General features: G+C 46.4%; 9 protein-coding genes. All 9 read right to left on the bottom strand.

Annotated elements, in window-relative coordinates; all coding sequences use genetic code 11:
- Positions 1-7: 7 nt before the first annotated feature.
- The 9 genes from QFZ77_RS19745 to QFZ77_RS19705 all read right to left on the bottom strand — a co-directional run bounded on the left by QFZ77_RS19745 (position 8) and on the right by QFZ77_RS19705 (position 20,757).
- Positions 8-4,903 (bottom strand): pectinesterase family protein, encoded by a 4,896-nt coding sequence (locus QFZ77_RS19745; RefSeq protein ID WP_307442039.1) that lies wholly within the window; start codon positions 4,901-4,903, stop codon positions 8-10.
- A 3-nt stretch (positions 4,904-4,906) separates the two neighbouring features.
- Positions 4,907-7,303, bottom strand: a complete 2,397-nt coding sequence (locus QFZ77_RS19740) for a hypothetical protein (protein ID WP_307442037.1) — start codon at positions 7,301-7,303, stop codon at positions 4,907-4,909.
- A 234-nt stretch (positions 7,304-7,537) separates the two neighbouring features.
- Positions 7,538-10,144 (bottom strand): hypothetical protein, encoded by a 2,607-nt coding sequence (locus QFZ77_RS19735; protein WP_307442035.1) that lies wholly within the window; start codon positions 10,142-10,144, stop codon positions 7,538-7,540.
- Positions 10,145-10,346: 202 nt separating this feature from the next.
- The gene (locus QFZ77_RS19730; protein WP_307442033.1) at positions 10,347-11,402 is read right to left on the bottom strand and encodes a hypothetical protein; all 1,056 of its coding nucleotides are present in this window, start codon (positions 11,400-11,402) and stop codon (positions 10,347-10,349) included.
- A 68-nt stretch (positions 11,403-11,470) separates the two neighbouring features.
- Positions 11,471-12,778, bottom strand: coding sequence for an ABC transporter substrate-binding protein (locus tag QFZ77_RS19725; RefSeq protein ID WP_307442032.1), 1,308 nt, complete (start codon positions 12,776-12,778; stop codon positions 11,471-11,473).
- Between the two features lie 226 nt (positions 12,779-13,004).
- Positions 13,005-14,990, bottom strand: coding sequence for an alpha/beta hydrolase family protein (locus tag QFZ77_RS19720; RefSeq protein ID WP_307442031.1), 1,986 nt, complete (start codon positions 14,988-14,990; stop codon positions 13,005-13,007).
- A 28-nt stretch (positions 14,991-15,018) separates the two neighbouring features.
- Positions 15,019-16,302 (bottom strand): Gfo/Idh/MocA family oxidoreductase, encoded by a 1,284-nt coding sequence (locus tag QFZ77_RS19715; protein ID WP_307442030.1) that lies wholly within the window; start codon positions 16,300-16,302, stop codon positions 15,019-15,021.
- Between the two features lie 231 nt (positions 16,303-16,533).
- On the bottom strand, positions 16,534-19,683 hold the full coding sequence (locus tag QFZ77_RS19710; protein ID WP_307442027.1) for an S-layer homology domain-containing protein: 3,150 nt from the start codon (positions 19,681-19,683) through the stop codon (positions 16,534-16,536).
- A 195-nt stretch (positions 19,684-19,878) separates the two neighbouring features.
- The gene (locus QFZ77_RS19705; protein WP_307442025.1) at positions 19,879-20,757 is read right to left on the bottom strand and encodes an ABC transporter ATP-binding protein; all 879 of its coding nucleotides are present in this window, start codon (positions 20,755-20,757) and stop codon (positions 19,879-19,881) included.
- Between the last annotated feature and the right edge of the window lies 1 nt (position 20,758).

The raw sequence follows: 20,758 nt of genomic DNA, 5'->3' as shown, positions 1-20,758 counted from the left end.
TCATCTTTTAAGGACTAATGATGGTGTTGGAAATTGGCGTGTTATCAGACATTTTTTTAAGTGCAAATGCCTTCACTTTGTATCCGGCGATATCCTTCGGCACATTCACAACCGCCTTGATTTGTTTATCCCCGTGTCCAGAAATCGTTTGAGTGATGAAGGAATATTTTACCTTCCGGTCTTGTTGGTTATAAAGGGCGATTACAAATACACCGCTTTGAGCGACTTCGGAATTGTTATGAACAGTCACAGTCACCATTGTATCCTGTGAGCCGCTTAAGCCTGAAAGTTCGGTTCCACTCAAATCGCTTAAGGACAACCCCGAAAAAGCAAACAGTCCGCTGCCCCAATCTTGAACATGGGTTATTGAATACGTATTTGTTGAATCAATACCGTACTCATCAACAGCATAAATGACGATTTCGTTTGGACCTTCCTGCAAGTTTAACGGAACGTTAAACGGTTCGTTTGCCAACTTGTTAGCTTTATCCAGCACCGTATTTCCGTTTATTTTAACCGTCACACTCGAGTTTCGGCTTACGCTAGCCAATAAGTTAAAGTCGGCAGCGTTTACGGTCGCAGGTATTTCACTTGTAATGACAACCGCGGATTTGTTGTACGTTACCGTGATTGTTTTGGTATTTATCACATCGCCAAGAATATCACTCTTCGCAGAGACTGTGATCGTGTTTATTCCATCAACAAGTTGAATTTGATGCACAAATGCCGATCCAGCTTCTGTATAAACGGCGTCGACAACAGTTGTTCCATTATTAGCAACCGTCAATTTAGCACTATCGATCATATTCCCTTTAATCGTGTAAATAGGAATGTTAACTGTTTCGCTGACCGCATTGCTTACGGTAAATCCGGCAGATCGGTTAAAACTCACATTAGAAAATGTGGCGGCTGTTAAATAATCAGAGTTGCTTGTCGCTTTACCTGCATCAACAGCCATACCGACATAGACCTGGTCTGGCAAATTCACATTTGCAGAGTCGACCAGTGCCCAACTATTTTTGTCCGTAGACACAAATCCGGAAACAACATTCTCATTTCTTACAATTTTCAACCAGAATGGCGCTTTAAGCGTGCTTGATGTTACACCATTTGTGCTGTAGCTTCCACCCGCTGTGCTCCGGTTCATAAAGAGAGCTTTTCTTCCGCTGGTATCGATGGTTTCGTTCGGTTCCGGTGTTAATACGATAGCTGAAGCGGGAGAATCGGCTGCAAGGCTGTTGCGAATCATTAATCCGGCTTTAGCCGTATCATCAATCTCAGAATCGAAGTTTACATAGGCGAGCATCTCAAAGTTCCCTTGAACTGGTTGGTACACATAGTGGAATGAATCCTTGCCGCTTCTCAACTCTCCGGATCCTTTTACTGTATATGTCGTTCCTTCCAAGCTAGCGCTCCCAGCAATCGCTACTTGGCCAATATCCTGTGAGGACATAGGGGCTGTATTGTTTGGCCCGTTCACATAAATAATGCTTACGGCGGACAAAGTCATATATCCTGCATTGTCTATCGCCTTTGTATACATATAATGCTCACCCTCCGGCGCATTTTCCCAAGTGAAGGAATACGGTGCCGTATTGTCCTCACCAAGCTCTTGATCACCGGAATAAAACTTAACCTTAGCAATTCCCTCATTATCCGCTGCATCAGCAGTGATCGTGATGGGAGTTCCAACTTGAAACGATGTTTGGTGATTAGGACTTGATGTCGTGATAGTCGGATTATCTGAAACCGAAACTACCAAAGAATTCATATAATTTTCCAAGTTCGTGTATCCGTTACTAGCGATCAATACACTGTCCGTACTAACACTCGGATTTAGGCCATTTCCCATTTCCCAAGTATCCGCGATTCCGTCGTGATCGTTATCCTGAGGTGCAGGCACCGAGTTTAATTCGGGCAATCCCCCGTCACTCTGGATCGAATTGGTAATTCTCCCAGAACCATTTCTGACATCATTCATAATCCTAGCATCCAAAGAATCCCTCTTTGGCAAAGAGGCGCCCGCACTTTGCAGCACTTTCTCATAGGCGACTTGCGCCGTGTCCGTAGTAACGGAACCACCGATAGGGTCCGATGCGTCTGGAATTACCATCGGCTCATACTTGCGAACTAAGGGTCCTTCAGGGCTGATTGCTTTCCATGACCCATTGCTGTTTGTAACCCAGTTATTTGCCGAAACATCAGGTGATCCTTCCATATAGTTGCCGTCGATGTACCATGTGCCGCTAAAAATTGCGCTGGAAGGCGCGACAATCCGGCTTTTTACGTTATCAAAGGTACTCGGACCTGGCTTGTAGTAGTTGTTGATCATGTTGATGCCCGTTGCCTGCTCGCCGCCGTACGCTGAGTTTGCACCCCAGTTATAAACAACGTTATTGCGATAGTCGATTTTGGTCGGGTAATTGTCCGGATCTGTTTGTCGGTCGAAACGCGGGTTTCTACTGTTATGGTTGGCGATCAGGTTATGGTGATAGGTCGCATTCGTTCCTCCCCATATTCCCCCGTAACCATGCGCTCCTTTGCCATGAATCGACTGGTTCAGGCTGTCGCTAATGATACTCCACTGGACTGTAAAGTTTTTACGATTTTTCACCGTGAACGTCTCGTCTGTGCTCCAACTGAAGGAGCAGTGATCGACAATAATATTGTTGCCCGAAATGTCAGCTGTATCGCTTAACACGTTAATGCCATTTCTAAAACGAATATATCGGATAATAAGATCTGTTCCTACATCGTTATTTCCGAACTTAACCATATAACCGCTTACAGCTATACCGTCACCCGGAGCAGTTTGCCCTGCAATAGTCAGGTTCCCGGAAGTAATATCTAGTCCTCTCTTCAGGTTAATCGTACCGGACACTCTAAACACTACCGTCCGATTTCCTATGCTCACGGCATCTCGCAAAGAACCCGGAATAGCGGCTTCGCCCTTCGAAGGGTCATAATCCTGTAAGGTCGTTACTTCATAAACCTGGCCCCCGCGTCCACCTTTTGCATACATGGCGGCTCCTTCAGCCCCCGGGAAAGCCGGAACTCTTGTTGAGGCAGCCGGATCGATCTTGATTGTCAATGGTTTTACAACGCTCGCATTGCCTGCTTTGTCGACAAAACGATATTCGATCATGTTCGTACCTGTTTGGCCAACCTCGAATTCAGCCGTATAGGCAGCCCAGTTTCCGCCATTTATCCGATACTGAACCCGATTGTCCTCTGGAAGCGCTCCGTCCACTTCCATATAAACCATCACAGGTTTGGTATATGCGCCATTTTGCCCGTCTGGCAACGCTGGAGAAACAGCAGGAGTAAGTTTTGGAAATATCATTGGAATAATGACCGATTTACTTGGATCCCATCCGTCAAACATGCGCGGAATCGTTAAGGCACTAGCCTCGTCAGCTGTCATTTGTGTTCCCATGACCCGCTTATCCGGATTTGCACCCGGACCGGTGCTGTTATATTCTCCGTAGAAGAAAGACGGAACTTGCATGGTCGTCCATCCTTCAGGGTGTATATGACTATCCATCCAGGTATTGATGTAACGTGTCGACGGCTTATCCTGCCATGGCCGGCCCAAATAATGAAGGCCATTTGTGGAATTGTCTTTCAGAAGCCTTGAATTGATAAACACAAGTCCAGGATCGGTTTCATTTTTTGTTGCAGCCGCCGTAACATAACCGCCCGAGTCCGATACATTGATGCTGACGGCATCGACATGATCGAATACGGCTGCGCTGGCCGGACCATAAATAAAGTCTGTACGCCCCATAATCACACTGTTGCGATAATACTGTCTGCCAAGTCGCGGACTAGCTGCTCGGATACCCGCGTACAGCGTATCTTGGTAGCCGACAAGCTTCACATTCTCAAACACGGCTTGGTCTGCGTTAACCGATAAGGCCAGAGCCTGACCGTCGCTCGGCTTGGAGTCATTTTCAATCGTCAGATTAGCTGCAGTAAAATAATCTCCGCTTACAGCTACGGTTGCACCATTTACAGCTTGGTTAGGCATATCTGCGTTTGAAAGGTCGTAAACGATTTTCGTATCATCCCGTCCAGCGCCCACAAGGCTTACATAAGGAGCGGTTACGATCGATCTTTCCCGATATGTACCCTTTTTGATATAAATGACCGTACGGACATTATTGTTAGCTGGAATGGTTGCAAGAGCATTAGTCACGTTTGTGAAATCGCCGCTTCCATCCTGTGCTACCGTAACAACCCTAGCAGGTGAGACAATTAGCTCATCTGTATGTTGGCTTTCACCGCTTGAATTTACAGCGGAGACGACATAATAATACTGCTTCCCGTTTGTAACCGTAGTATCCTTATAAGTTGTTGAAGTCAGACCACTGCCAACGGCCGTATACGGTCCGCCGCTCGTATCGCCTCTTTTTAAAGAATAAGAAGCTGCTCCAGGAACTGCCGTCCAGGATAATTCTACGCTGCCGTCGTTTGCTGAGGCCGAGAAATCAACAGGAACCGCAGGAACCCCCGAAATCGGAGTATATGGAGCTGCTTTAGCCTGATTCGAGATCATGCTCTCCATTGTTGAGCCGACAGCCGTCACAACGTAGTAGTACACCGTGCCGTTTAAAGCCGAAGTATCCGTGTAAGATATAGTTGAAATGTTACTTGCGATCGTATCATATGGTCCGCCGTTTATCGTGCTTCGTTTCACCTTGTATATCACGGCACCCGATACTGAATTCCAGGCTAAAGCAACCAGATTATCACTTGAAACCGCTGTCAATCCTGTCGGATTCGTGAGTACAGATGTTGACTGAGCCGAAGGAGTCGCCGTTGAAGCATCAGCATGTATGATGAGCGGGAATATGTTTAATCCAAGCAAAAGGCACATCCCTATACTCAGGGCTTTCTTCATTTGTTAACCTCCCTCAATAATCGATTCCTCGGATAAAGGCTTCATTCCGTCCAAACTGTCCCAAATAAACGCTTTTAAACTGTAGCCGTTCACTTGTGTCGGCAGCGTAAATCCGGTGCTCAACGTTTTTGTTTCTCCAGGGGCAAATTCTTCAATAAGCGTCGAAAAATCCACCATTTTCTTGTTCGCATCAAACAACACAACAAACAACGTAATTTGCTTTGCATTCGATGTGTTGTTGGTTATTTGCTTCTGAGCAATCAGATCACCTGATGAGACTAGCGAATTCATCTCTGTTTCGTTTAAATCGTAAAAATCCGGCTTTCCTGCCCAGAACATGTAATCAATCGAAAAGGTTTTCGTACTTTCGTTACCTGCAGCGTCAATTGCGGAAATCTCAATTTGATTCATTCCTTCCGACAACTGCACCGGATAAGAGAACGGAACGTTACTCGATGTATACACCGAATCTGCAACCGCCTCGCCATTGTTCTTGATCGTCACTTTTGATTCCTCATTTACAGTTCCTTGTACGTTATAAAGAAAGTCTTTCACGGAAGTTGGTGGCACAGTCATATGAAGTACGGGTGCAACAGGATCGTAATGAACAACGCCAGTGATTTTATCCGAGTAAGAACTGCCAGCTCTTCTTGCTATTAATTCAATGTTATTTACGCCAGGAGCCAACTCGACATCGACAGAAAATTGATTTTGCGCTAGTCTGCTGTCATAGACAAGAGTTTGATTGTTATAAACGGCCAAGGTTACACTAGTTTCATCCAAGGAACCCTTCAATGTGTAATTGGATTTATTCGTCCAAGGCACAAATGAATCCGCCTTCAAACCAGTCGGAACCCGCTCAGCCATGACGAAGTAACCGGCGTTTTTGCCTGCATTATAATCAGTTACATTATTGAGGCCCATTGTAACAGTCGCTCCAGAGGCAATATCTTTTTGATAAATTTTGAACGTATAGGAAAGTGCCGTGTCAGCCAATTGTATGATATCACCGGTATCCGTCCATCCTGAAACTGATGAAAGCCATGCAGGCGGTGTTTCCCTTTGATCCATTGCCACATAAATCGAAGCCTTGTCTCGGACCGGAAAGGTAGCAATCTGCATGCCAGTGGTACTTCCCGTATATCTCATTGTATCTGCATGCGTTTTGATCCAGTCCATGCTGCTATACTTCTCTGGAAGAACAGTAATCTTAAGTGCAGACGTTCTATCTGCAAATGGCTCGTCACCAACATATAGCCCGGAATTGATCGACCATCTGTTTGCATTGTAATTGTTGTATGCCGTAACGGTTCCGATCACGTTAGTGTCAGGAGTTTCGATCGGCGTAACCGCATAGGGGGTGGCAGTAAATTCCGTAATTTCACCCTCATAATCTATTTTTGCTGTTTCATCCCTGGTAATTACGGCAACGCCTACTATGTACGTCTTGCCATTCGTTAAAGCAACAGCCGTATTGGTCACAGGGTCCCAAACTTTGCTAGCCGAAGGAGACGCATATGGCGGAATTGACGTAGGAATAGATGTGTAGGTAGCTGTTGTATACCAAGGATCTTCCGCTTTCTCCTTTATTTTTATACTATACTTGGAAGCCCATGCATCCGGTTCTATCCACAACGCAATTGATTTATCCCGCCCAACCCAGTAAGCGATTTCAGGCTTTGCTGGCTTATAATTCGGGGGAGTATGCGTAACTTTTATGCTGCGGACATAAAGCTCGCCATTGCCCGCTGGAGTGCCGATCGAGATCTTTTTCACATCAATGGCATCGTTTGTATTTTTTCTGGCAGAGATAAGCGTACCGTCGAACCACATGTTAAATCTCTTCGTCAGTGTATTTAGTTCAACTTTTATCGTGTGCCATTTGTTCAATTGATAGGATGTTTTGAGATCGACTGGTGCTGTATCAGGCCAATAAACCACACCCTTCGACGAATCCAAACCCGCAATCACCAGCGATTTTGTGCCTGCAGCATTCGTGAGATAAATAATCTGGTCCTTGGCTTTGGAAGTACCGGGCTGCATAAAAGTTATCTCTGCTGTTACAGTACCGGTTTTTGTCTCGCTGAAGGTTTTATTGATCAAAAATTGGCTGTTACCCGCACTGTTAACAGTAAGATGCAGCGCTTTTTGTTTAGCTATCGGATCAACCTCAACTACTGCACTGCTCGTGGCGCCTGAAGGAAGCGTGGAATAATCAAAACCAAGCTGTGAAGCCGACTGTCCTTCTACTGCGCTTGAAAAATCTTTGTCCAGTAGAGTGGTTGGTTCGACAACTGAATCTGCGGCAGCTGCGGGAGCAGGTTGCCCCAACATTCCGACGCCTACCAGAACATGAAGTAATAACGTGAAGCAAAGTATTCGTTGAATTTGAATACGCAAATTTATACACCTCCAGATGCAATATAGTGAGTTTTTACTAACTTCTCAATGATCTACAAGAAAATTCAATGATTCCCCCCTTTCCTAATATGGATATGGTTTTTGATAACGCTTGCAATTACTTGTGAATCTTTGGTTCACAAATCCGATCTCGATGCTTTGACTAAAATGTATAATATTATAAGTGCAGCATCATAGGGCAATAATTCCATAATTATAGGTTGTTAGATCCATTTAAACGTCATCCGTAATGATCCCGACAGGTCCGTATAAACCGCCGGTGGGGAACCATTCCTGCCAACCAAGCTCATCCTCATTCCGGTCTCGGTTCCAATAGGTTACGTCAGGATTTCCTCCGACAAGACTTGTTGGCTTGCCGATTTCGTAGTGTGTGCCGAGCGTGTTAGTCACCCGGATCCGAAGCCGATGCTTACCTTCGGGCAATTTGGGCAGTGTGAATTTATATGGTCTCCAAAGCCTCACTCCTAATGGGATGCCATCTAACCAAACTTCCGCGGTCCCTCTGACGTGTCCCAATTCAAGCTCGGCACCCTCGAGCGCAGAAGTATCAAAAACAGTTTCGTACTCCACCGCACCGCTATGATGGGGCAAACAAAGAGAGGTCCGCCAATCGCCTAACGAACCTAGTACAGGTATCGTCTCGAAGCGAATCGGTGCAAGAAGAACGGCCGCTTCCGTAATCGGTCCACAAGGAGTTATTCTTACGGCCGCTAAGGCTCCAGCTGGCTGTGGCTCAAACTCCATATTGCCGCCATTTGCTGCGATTTCTGTGCCATTAATCCAAACGCGCATCTCCCCTTCGCATTCGATACGCATTCTCTTCGCTCCTACGGGCAGCGGAAAGCGCAGCCAAACGGGTCTTCCATTGCAGCTAGGATCAGCAGTGAAAGAGAGCGGCTTCGGCTCGGGAACAGATTCAGGCATAAGCCAACCCACCAGCGGTAGCGGATGCGGCCTGGCGGAAATCCATAACGACTCCGTTTCTGCAAATTGGAGCACGGAGAAATGATGGATACCCGGAGCATTCCCTTGTTCGTCGGACCAATTTTCCCCAGAGAAGAAAGTAACGAATTCACCATTCTGCAGCTCAATGACTCCGTCTATAAATACTTCGCCTTTCCCTTCGGGTAAAGCAACCCTGACTTCATTCATGCCGTATTGCCAAAGAGCCGTAACATCTACTTCTTCCTGGCCTTGCCGGATATAAGGGTTGAAATCCCCATGTTCAGTCACATTGATTCCGTTCACATATAGCACGGCTCTCCCGCGAGCGGCAAACACGATTCGAACCCGCTGAAATGGGTGATCGCGCCTGCTTTCGATTTGGTTCATCAAGCTGGATTGCAAATTAGGACGCTGGGCAAACAGCCATTTCGGAAGTGGCAGACGCGCGATCGTGTTCACTTCGATGCCTGCCCTTATAACGCCGTTGCCGATAGCTTGAGCCCTCAATAGCAGTTCATTGCTCCCTTCTTGCAACTCGATCCATGCCGTTTGCTCTTCGGGTCCCCCGCTCCATGCAATCTCCTTGCCATTGATACGTCCAGTGATGTTGGAGTTACTTTCCGACCGGATCCAGTAGCGTCCACCAGAAGGTGCGATCACAAATGTTTTTGCCCAAACGAATTCTCTTTTTTTCAATTCACCCAGATTGAGAAATCGACGAGGAACACGACCCATCCGGCCGGCCCAAGAACGCATGGCGAGATCTCCAAACACGTTGCTGTACACTTTCTGAACAGAGCGTAATTCGTCGAACTCTTCTCCATGGCATACATGCCAATAAGAGGATTCGCTCCATAATCTCGTTAGCCAATTGGATTCATCCAAATCGGGTTTATGCCAGCCCGCCTTCTCCCCCTCCGTCTCTTCCCTCTCTAAGCGCACACTCATCATGCGGCGTTCTATCGGTAGAAAGCCGTTAAGTTCGCCATGCAAATCAAAATCCCCATACCGGTTGTCCAAAGTTGGCTCCACTTGGATTCGCCAATCGCCAGATGTCAACTCCAGCCTTTTCCCACTCGCTTCCAATTGACCGATTTGGGCTGGAAAGGGACACATTGGGGAGTTTTCATGATTATATTCTGCAGCCGTAGAAGCTGCATTCTTCACTGTGCACACGATCAACGAAGCAGGCCATGATGTGAATGGAGCTTGCACTTCAATCCATTCGCCTTCCCGTTTATACGGAATCGGCTCCATAGATCCATTGACCGGATCCCAAATCTGGGGCACACGATCTGTTCTTAATCGGTAAACGGCAGACCCAGGTAAAACGGTATCCGGACACGCAGGTTGATGCATGCTTAACAAAGCTCCGTTCTCTGGAAGCAGCAAGAAAATATCGGCATCCTCAATTTTGCGGTGCAAGGATTCACCTGGACCCTCCACCCTTTTCGGAATACGGGATTCCACCAGTGCTACTGCCTCTTCTGCTGTATCGACATATATGGCGCCAGCCATATCTCGCTCATCTTCGGGTACAGCTACAGCAATCACAAAACCGCCTTCACTCAACCAAGCCTCGGTTCGTGTGCGTGCTTCTTCATCCATAACGGTTGTTCCACACAAAAGTAAAACGGAAAAGCGCTCATCCGCGATTTTAAGTTTGCCCTTATCTGACGTCGCCTTTTGCAAAGCACTATCGTCTGCAATATCGAAATCTAACTGCGCTTTCCTTAGCGCACCAGGCTGCTTGTGATCTCTGCGGCTCCAACTGCCTGTTATTTTCCTATATACGTTTTGGATATGGGCTACTTGCTCGTTCGGCTCACGATTCGATATCCCCATCGGATGTTCATTTGTTTTCCCATCCGCCAAAGACAAATATCCGCATACCGCATAAGACGGGTAATGGACAGCAACGTCGCAAACATGCGTCCCCTCACTCAGTAAATAACAAACACGGCTAATCGTGTTAGCAAAAACCGGATAATGCTCGAAATAAGGCTGGCGCCATCCCGTATCGGGCGGAGCCCACTCCCACCAACCGCCACGGGTGCTATAGTAAACGGCATGGGGACTATATACGGTTACTCCCCGCTTGAAACCATGGGATCAACCAATGCATCGTTTCCTCCAATGTCCCGCCCCAACCACTGGAATGGAATGCTTCTAAGAATACTCGTGAACCTCCGTGTAAATGTGCCATAGATGAATGCGGCTTAATCTCGCCATCCATGTCACTTCCTGATGTGTTATACCATCTATGTGTCCGAAAATAATCCAAATAAAGCCTCTGCGCCCCGTTAGGATCCGCTCTTCTCGCTGGTCCGGCCTGATCGCAGCAAATGAGCATTCCGCGCTGTCGGTGCCATTCACCGAGTGGAATAAAGAACGATTGTTCCGCAAGTTCAGCAGCAAGACGGTATACACGACGACGCACTTGTTCAGAACCAGGAAGCGGATCATACAATGCGGGTAGAAGAGGCGTTAAATCCTCCTTAAACCTTTCCTTGTAACGATCCGTCAACTCAGGTGTCCACAGTGGCAGCGGAGGCAGTTCGTCCTGAAAGCTTCCCGCAATCGTCTTGCCGAGATCATAAGGGAAGCGGCGCTCCATTTCACCGTGAATCCGGTCAATCAATTGTCCCGTTGCCTTAGGGTCGAGCCAATTGAAGCCCTGACGTACCGCAGCATACACATATTCGTTTGTTTCATAAAGGACTTCCGAGGACTTTGGCATCTCCTCGCCGTGCATGAATCGGCGTAATTGATACCCGGACATTTCCGGATCCTCTGTAACAATACGAGATGGCATGTTGGATCCGGAAAAGCCAATTTGGTCATAAAACCAAAGATACATGCCTAATCGCTCCGCTTCACGCAGAGCAACTTCAAACATGCACCACCAATCTTCGCTTGCAAACACGGGAAGATCGCTCACGGAACCGTACTGCGGTCCTGTAGGGGCCAAATTAATAATGCCGATGTTGCGCAGCCCTCCGTCGCGAAACTTTTTCATTTGCCAGCGAATACGTTCCGCCGTCACCTCTTCAGCACTCCACCACCAGAAAGGGACAGGTCCGAAACGCGGATCTGCTTTAGCAAATTTTTTTTGCAATTGGAATAAGTTCATTTGTTCCTCTTCCTCCCTAGCTTCGAGAAAAAACTCCAGTCCTCAAACTGGAGTTTCGACGAAAAAAGTTATTTAGCGGCTTTCTCTGTTTGAATACCTTTGGTCGATTGTTCTTCGATCATCCGCAGCGCGGTCATCGAATCTTTGGATTCTCCAAAAATCAAAGGAGAGAAAACATTGTGCAAAGGCACATCAATATAGGTTAAGCCTGCAGCGCGTGCAGCCGGAGGCATCGCATTTTGACCGTAGAATATCGACTGAACGTGCTTTCCTTGCATTTGCGGCAGGTTTTTCCCAAACGCTTCTTGAACCGCAGGGGTCTGCAACGAGCCGATGATGCCTTCTTTGGCTAAATTGACTTGCATCTCTTCAGAAAGCATGTATTGGATAACTTGAAATGCCTGATCCTTCTTCGTGGATTGCTTCGTAATAAACGCCGCATACATGTTCGGCATGGCTTTAGTCTTTGGCACATCGGCGAAAGAAGGCATGGCTGCGATATCGAAATTCAAGTTTTTATTTTGCTCATACCATTGAACAATTTTCTCCGAAACATGGACGCTCATTGCCATTTTTCCTTTGGGGAAATCGTCTACCGAAGTAAACTGATTAGCTGGTATCTCATAGAAACGTCTTAGGTTGTCTACTTCTTTCTTCCATCCGTCCGTTGCCAATACAGCCTTGTCCTCCGTCAAACTGAACGGCGATAACCCTAGTTGGTTATAAGTCATATACAAACCAGGATGCTGCTGATAGCCCTTGTACGTATTTTCTCCTTCTACACGAGTCAGCTTTTTGGCCAATTCATAAACTTCATCATAAGTCATACCATCTTTGGGATAGTCGACTCCGAATTTATCAAAAATATCCTTGTTGTAGAAAAGTACGAAATCGCTCAATTGGTAAGGTAAACCATATATTTTTCCTTCAGGATTCGTATTTTTCATCTTCGCCATGGCTGCGGGATTCAATTTTCCGGTGTCGAAATTATATTTTTTGATCAAGTCGGTCATGTCGTACTGGAGATCATTCTTAATGATATTCTTTTCAAAATTGCCACTTGAATTCTCGATAATAATATCGGGAATCGTGCCGGCCGCGATTAAGTCCTTATATTGCCGTCCCGGGTTATCCCAGTGAACATGTTTAAAGGAGATATCAGGAAACTTTTTCTTCAGGTATTGTCCAATTTGCTTTTCGTAATTTTCTTCTTTCGCGTAAAAGGCAGGGTACACCGTATAAATGAACAATTCGTTATCCGGTGTTTTTGTTGATTTTTCGACTGCTGGACTTTGTGCTGCAGGTGTTGATTCACAGCCCGCAATAACGGTGATTGCCGTCGCAATCAACAAGGATGATTGAAGATACTTTTTCATACTTCTTTGAACCTCCTTAGAGTTTAGCATTAGTGAAACTTCTAACTTCGTGAGATTTACTTAATCATTTCTTTAATCTTACTTTAGTACGAAATTGTAACGCTTTCATTGGGCGGTATTTCATTTATATAGGCCCATCATACTTTCAGTTTCTGCGCTGCATTAAATTTGATGTAGCGTTTCACGATCTGGGATTATGTATGCTTTTGCATCCTCAACCCCTCCTTCAACTCACAAAATCGCTCCTAACAGGTTCGTAAAGCTTGCCTTTCTCGGCAAGCCATCTATCCACATCAGGCAGATCGAAATATCGGAGCATCCCTGGAAAAATAAAACTTAAAGAGTCCGTTTCATCGTAAAACGGTTCCTTGATCCAATCGGAGATACTATACATGCGGTTCTCCATGCAAATATTCTGGACGCGGTCATCAAGCAAAGCCGCCAATCCGGCGTATATGGCATATCGTCCGTTTCCATATAATCGAATGTCCGTAGGATCAATATTGCTTGATGCAGATGCAAGCTCCACGGCTCGCAACACATCGTATGTCCGTACAGCGGCCATACTGTCGCCCAACCACATCAACTCGTCGGTATATCTGTCCATCATCCCGAATCTTTTGAAGGGTTTATCCGTTGGTGAATTCAAATGCGGAAGAAGCGGCCCAATCCCTGTTGGATTGAGTACCATCACAAGTCGACCGGAGGCGCAAGTTTCTTCAATCCACTTGGCATGCGTTTGAAGCTGGTTCGATCCCCCGTCCCAGACGGCAATGGTTACCGGGAGTTTATGACCCGCAAGCTTCGAATCGAAAAATTGTAAACAATGATTTAATAATCCTGTCTGGCTCCACCAGATCTTGCGGATTACCCACATATTCGCTACTTCCCCTCCCCCGGAAGGACGTGGGTTAAGGTCGCAAAGCTGTCTGCCCGAAAACACACGCTTTCGAAGCCATTCAATCGATCGCTTTTTTCGATCGTCTTCTGATAATGCTTGGCGTGACCTCTCAAATATCACTAGCCGTTCCCTATTTTCAACATGCGTGTTTTGGGCATGCGCAAGCTCGCCGATGACCTGACCGCTTTGTGTGCACCATAGCTGCTGGGCAGGGATCAGTTTTATATCTTCGATGCCGATTTCATCTGTACGTCCGAGCAAATGCTTGGAGAAAAACTGTGCCGCCGCACGTGCCAATGGAATCGTAAATCGATGTACGTTTTCATCTTCGAAAATGTCCAGATCTTCACCTCGGCCAAACATTTCCCAAAATCTGCGATTTACAGCTACCGTATGCCTGGGACCTTCAATCGGGACGGAATCATACGTTGTAGCAAGAATACGCACAGGCCTTGGAGCCATGGCTAATACAATGTCTTCATGATCGAAACCTAGCGCGGAAAAACCTGGCCATTTCTGCTCGGCATCTTGGGCTTTGCCAGTAAGTAGAAAGTACGGCCGATTCATAATAAATCCGCCTGGGGCTGCTGCGGCAATGCGTTGATCGTACATCATAACCAGCGAAGTCTGCGTTCCACCGCCTGAATGGCCTGTCACTCCTATACGGCACGGGTCGACCTCCGGCCGGGTGCATAAATAATCTATCGCCCGTACGGCGTCATGCAGCATATAGCGGGCTAAACTATCCCCTAACGGCATACACTGCCGCCCGACATTTTCATGTTCAGTAACGCTAGTCATCGGTGCCTGTTTCGAATCTGGATCATAAAAGCCGAACCGCTCCCCCTGGCCGACTGGGTCAAGCGACATCACGACAAGACCGGAATGAACCATATAATGACAAACCGTTTGATATTCATCACAATGTTTAGCCTGTTCTCGATGCCCGCATAGTAGCAGTACCGCTCCACGGGGCTCAGTTAACCCGTCGGGAACATACAAATTAGCAGTCGCATATACATGAGGCCTCGGTTCGAAAATGACTTTTTCAACGCGGAAACCGTTCCCTTCAACCGTACCTGTAACTCTTGGATTTAAAGGTGCATCCGAAGAAGGCATGCCGCCGATGCATCGTTCCAGCCCTTCACGGATTTCCTGCTGCCGTTGCTTAAGCTCTGACTTATCCTTGATGGCTGAACGTGCTTGTTCGCCCTTCTCGGCTGCGCGCATAGCGGATTCGTAAACCCAACGCGGAAGCTGGCTTTTTACATCAAAGTGGGCAATTCCCACACTCTCTAAATTCTCATACATGCAGTCATGTCCCCTTCTGTCCTATCTATCAGTTCGGTAAAACCAACAAGTCGGCTATGCGGATAGGCAAGCCTGTTTGCACTGACTTCCATATCGCTTCCCCTGTCAATACCGAGTCAGCTCCCGCTTCCGCTCCAGCCATAATCTCATAGGGACGGATCGGATCTGGTCCTAAGAACAAATCTTCCAAAATGAGAGGGTCCCCTCCACCATGCCCTCCGGGACGCGGAACAACATGGATCGTTTCTTTGCCACCGAATAATGGGAAATAATCAATCGTTTGCTCAGGTGCTTGATGCGTTACTCGCTTGGACATTACTTCCTGGGTTTCGATTCTCCCCTTTGTCCCGTTAATAGCCAGTCGATATCCTTCGTAAGGCAGCGAAAAGTTAACGGAATAACTCATCATGGCCCCCTTGTTATACTTAATGGCTGCAACGTAAGTATCCTCAATATCGATTTCCGAATCGAAGATACAGCCATCCGCGCGATACCCCGTATTGCTGGGCTTTACATCCATATTCGTCAAATGATCGTCTTCAGGTACAACCTCCTTGCTCCGTGAAGACCATCGCATGAAATAGGCGCAATTCTGCTTGACTTGGCATGTTCCGCAGTGCCTTCCGTCTTCCTTGACAGGATTGAGCTCGCCTTCTGGACCGAAATAATTCAGCGCACCGTATGCAAAAGCCTCTACCGGTTTTTGATCGATCCACCAATTAACAAGATCAATATGATGGGTGCTTTTATGTACAGACAATCCGCCGGAATGGCTTCTTTTACGGTTCCATCTTTTAAAATAGCTTGCGCCATGATACGTATCGAGATACCAATTCAAATCGACCGAAGTAACCCTCCCGACCTTACCTTCAAGGATTAGCTCCTTGATTCTTGTGTGAATCGGTGAGTAACGGTAATTGAAAGCCACGTACAGCCTTCCCCTGCTATTGTTCTGTGCATCCAGAACACGCTTGCAATCAACTCCGCTCGTAACCATCGGTTTTTCCGATATGACATCAAGATGGTGCTCCAATCCTCCAACTATGTAATCCGCATGGGTATGGTCCGCACCTGCGACAATAACGACGTCAGGGCTCGTCTCCAGGATCATCTGTTCGAATTGATCGGGGAGATAAACGGGCAGCCCGTTCAATGTCGGAAATTTCTTGAAACAATTTGTAAATCGTCCGGGATCCGCGTCCAGCAATCCAACAATTTCACAATGCGATTGAAAGGTTTCCAGCATGTGCTTGATAAACATGCCGTTCGCTCTCGTACTAACTCCGCAGATGACATATCTTTTTCTTGCCAAAGTATTCGCCCTCCAATCTTAGGTTAAGTATACAAATTAGCGAAGCGCAAAGAATTAGTAAATACGATCTTGATTATAGGTCGATCCTGTCGCAGAAACTCGGGGATTAATTGGATGAAACGTGTTGCAATCCACTATTATTTCTCATGCTCGAAAAAAAGAAGTCCCTGCCAATAAGTCGGCAGGGACTTCTTTATGAAAAACTGATGGGAAAACGCAGATACATACCAATTATTGCAGATTAACTACAAACGATTTGGAGTTCGTTCCTGCAGCGACATTAATGGTAAAACTCTTAATGTCTAACGTGCTGCCTACTTTGGCATACGTTAAAGTAAAATCAGGATTGACGGTGATCGTATCCTGCTGAGCCGTTGTCGTACCGTTAGCATAAACAATATCACTGATGAAAGCCTGCACCCCTGCAATGCCAAGTAAGTAAGTGGCTTGATGCAGATTAATCGTACCGTAACCCGTGGTGGCCTGTAATTTGCCCAATAGACTAGAATCCCAAATGTATTTACCGTTTAGTTTAGCCACTGGGTCGCCCGATATTGTTGCTGGACCACCGTTAATCTTAAGTTCAGTAGGAACTAACGTATCCACATTGGCCCCTTTAGTTATGGTGAGCTTCTGCACTCCTCCAAACGGAGATTCGTACCAAACTGTCAAGTTGGCTTTACCGGTATCGATGCCAATAATCATATTTCCTCTGGTGCCGATGACCTTTGGATTATCCGTGGTAATCGCCTTTGGTGTAATGGAAAAGGCTTCAACGCTTGATCCATCTTTAACTTTTACCATTGCAGTTTGGGTAAGCATTGAATAGTCACTCATTAAGTACGTTACATCCGTCACAGTGGCAGCTACTCCGCTGTCGAAAAGCGTTCTGGCAATCGCAAAGAGATCCCCGCTGCTCGACATTTCAACAGTGTAGGTCAGATTCGCATTCGATATGTTCTTAACGTCTACTGTTACCGAATCGGAGCTCAATGTCTCCAGAATTTGCCCACTCGAGTCCACTTGAACAATCGAAGCAGTCAATTTGTAGCTGCCCGCCAGCGTTGGTGATGGGTTGAAGGTGATGCTATTTGAGCTTATATCCTTAACCCCTTTCAGTACTATCGGCGTCGCATCAGAGAGCGACACTGCTCCTGAAGTATTGGTAATCGCTCCTGAATCACCGCTGATTTTCTCAAGTTTCAATTGAACCTTGTAATCGTCTCGGTTCGTTTTGTATTCAGTACCGGTTTGATCGTAAATGATGAATTTTGTTTTGGGTGGCGAATAGGAAAATTTGGTACTCACCCCATTAAGCGCCAAAATGTTCGGAGCAGAGCTATTAAGATCTACTTTTATTGAATCGGGCTTGCGCGCAGCAGCGATATTGATTGGAAATGCTACGGTTTGACCGAGCCCATTAATTCGGACATTAATAGCGGCTGGACCTGCCCCTGGCACCTGTTGAATGATAATTGATCCTGTAGAATTAATTGCTGGATTAGCCAGTACGAGACCTCCTGTGGTATAGATCGTAATTTTACCTGTCGTTAGAAGATCCGCCCTTTCGGCAGCAGTCAATTCATAATTAGATGAATCTACTATTTTCAAATTGACTGAGACGTTCGTATCGCCTTCAGTTATAGGATTTGTTAAGGGACCCATCGTGATAGTAGTGGGCGCCTTTGGCGTCTTCACTGTAACTTTCTGGGATACCTGCTGACTGTCGTAGAACAAAGTAACAGTTACTTCCTTATCACTGTCCAAATTCGGGTAGGCTACTAATTGCAATTCAGGATAACCGTCGTTTTCAAAATCGATGAAATCGTTCTGTCCGTCTGTTCTAAATACATTCCCCAAAACCCCAGTAAAGGACTTACCGATTCCAATGTTCAAATATTGGGGATCGACAACGCGATTTCCATACTGGTCATAGGCTTTGAAGGCAAGGTAAGCCTTCTCTCCGGCTCTAAAGAGTAACTGCCCGATTGGGAGTTTCAGATTGCTTTTCACATCACCTAAATCGATTTTCTTCACTTGCGGAGGATCGCCTACGGTAAAATTTTTGGTTACGGATATATAACCGCTCTTCTCAAGCAATAAAACGGTTATTGAACTATTCGGAACTATATCGCTCAAATCGAGGCTGATCGCGCTGATCCCGGAAAGTACTGTAGCTGCAATGTTCTTTTGCGCCGTAACGTAAACACTCACATTGCTTGGCGATACTGTCATCTTTTCTCCATACTGATTGGTTGCCTTGAACTCAACGAGGGCTTTGGATCTTGGAAGCTTCTCAGTTGCAGTAACAATCTCCAGCTTGGTGACTTGCTCATTGTCAGGGGTAAATGCTATGATTCCGTTCGCAACATCGACCCCGGACAATGTGACTGTATAAGTACCGAATGTAAATGTATCGTCCATATCAAGTTTGGCTGTCATATTGTCATCCGACCAATCGGTGCCTCCCGTAAATACCAAGGGCTCATTGTCGGAATCTACGGCACCTTCTTTTGTAACTGTCAGAACAGCTTTATCGATATCGACATCCCGATTCAGCCTTACAGTCATTTTGTTCTTGCCAATTACTTTCAACTCGGCAATAGAAGCTTTTTCAGGTTTCGCCGTTGTCAAATGCAGCTGCATCGCTTCATAAGCTGCCAGTGCAAACGCTTTTCTTGTAACAGGGACGATTCCGCCGAATTTGCCATCAACCTGGTTAGTCATGATTTTTTGCTGAAGTGCGTAGGCAACGTAGCTCTTGTAAGTATTGTCAACTGTGCCATCCTTGCTAGGAGTCGCTGCCTTCGCCTTCTCATCCAAACCGAGTCCCTTGATCAGCAGCATAGCGAGTTCTTGGCGAGTCACTTGCCCCGACGGATTGAAAATATCTGACACGTCGTACGTGAGAGCCGCTTTTTTCAAAGCTTCGATATAACGTCGCGCAGGCTCATCTGATTTGACGTCGGAGAAACTCGATCCTATACCTATTGCATCAAGGCGTAAACCTAAAATGATAGCAACTGATTTCGCCATTTGGGCACGAGTGATTTGTTGGTCCGAACCGAAAGAATCTGCTGACGCCGTGTCGATCGCGTCCATTTTTAATAAAACGTTAATCTTTTTCCTGTCGTCCTTCGAAACACTCTTCAAATCGCCGAGCTGATCGGCCAGATACGTGTCTGAAGTTACCGACGAGGATGGAGTTACTTTTGGAGTTACTTTTGGAGTTGCCGCCGGGGTTGCAGATGGTGTAGTCGATGTTGACAGCGTGGCTGTCGTCTGTGGGGTTTGCGAAGCGGTATCATCCGCATAAGCCAAAGGAGATAAGCAGTAACACAATAGTAGGAACGATAAGAAAAGCGCTATCTTTTTATTCATTTGATACATGCACCTCCCGAGTAGCGAATATGCCACGCATTAAAACGCTTACATTTTACATGAAACACTGTTGTCTCTCTGATCACATCAACCCACTCTCCAATCTTAGTTTACTTGCATGACCTAACTATATGGCAAAAATGCAAACTTTTCATGGGGGCTTTTATGCATCTTTATAGGTTGTTTAATTCATCATTATTCTGGAGGCAAAAGTACGATTCTCCCCTCCTCCAGCGTAACTTGAACTTTATTCGTGTTTTTCACTCCGATTGATTCCAAGTAGTTTGGAGGAATTTGCAACCGGCCCGCTTGGTCCAGCACCGCATATTCGACGTGGGATTCTTCTTCCTGCTCTTCGATACCATGCACCGATTCAAGCAGTTCTTGATCGAACGATTTACGACGCAATATTTCCGAAGACGTTTTCCCGTCCCGAATGGCTACTACGCGATCCACTTTTTTGGCAAGCAGCGGATCGTGCGTAACAATAACGACTGTTAGCCCCAGACTCCGGGTCAAATGCCGGAACAAATCAAGAATTTGATTGGCCATGTTCGAATCGACGGAGCCGGTTGGTTCATCCGCAAGTAAGAGTTTCGGATGGTTTGCCAGCGCTATAGCGATGGCAACACGCTGCTGTTCACCGCCTGAGAGTTGGTTCAGTCTGTTTTTCAACCGGTGGCTAAGGCCTACGGCTTCCAGCAGTTCCATAGCCCTTTCTCGTTTGCGCTTGCCCTGAAGTAAAATAGGCAGCTCTACATTTTCTTGTGCTGTCAGGTAAGGAATTAAATTCCGTGCATTGTTCTGCCATACGAAGCCTACGGTCTCCCGTTTGTAACTTACGATGTCTTTCTCCGACATACTCAGCAAATCTCTGCCCGCCACCGTTAGACTGCCAGCCGAGGGGCGGTCAAGCCCCCCGAGCATATTTAGCAGAGTCGATTTACCACTTCCGCTGTTGCCGATAATGGCCATCAATTCACCAGCCTCCACGTGTAAATCCAATCCTTGTAAGGCGACTACCTCCAAATCGGCAATTTTATAAATTTTGACCAGATTATCACAATGAATCATC

Source organism: Paenibacillus sp. V4I3 (assembly GCF_030817215.1).
Taxonomy (GTDB): Bacteria; Bacillota; Bacilli; order Paenibacillales; family NBRC-103111; genus Paenibacillus_E.
Note: the sequence above shows the minus strand (reverse complement) of the source record. Positions and strands in the feature narration are given on the sequence as shown.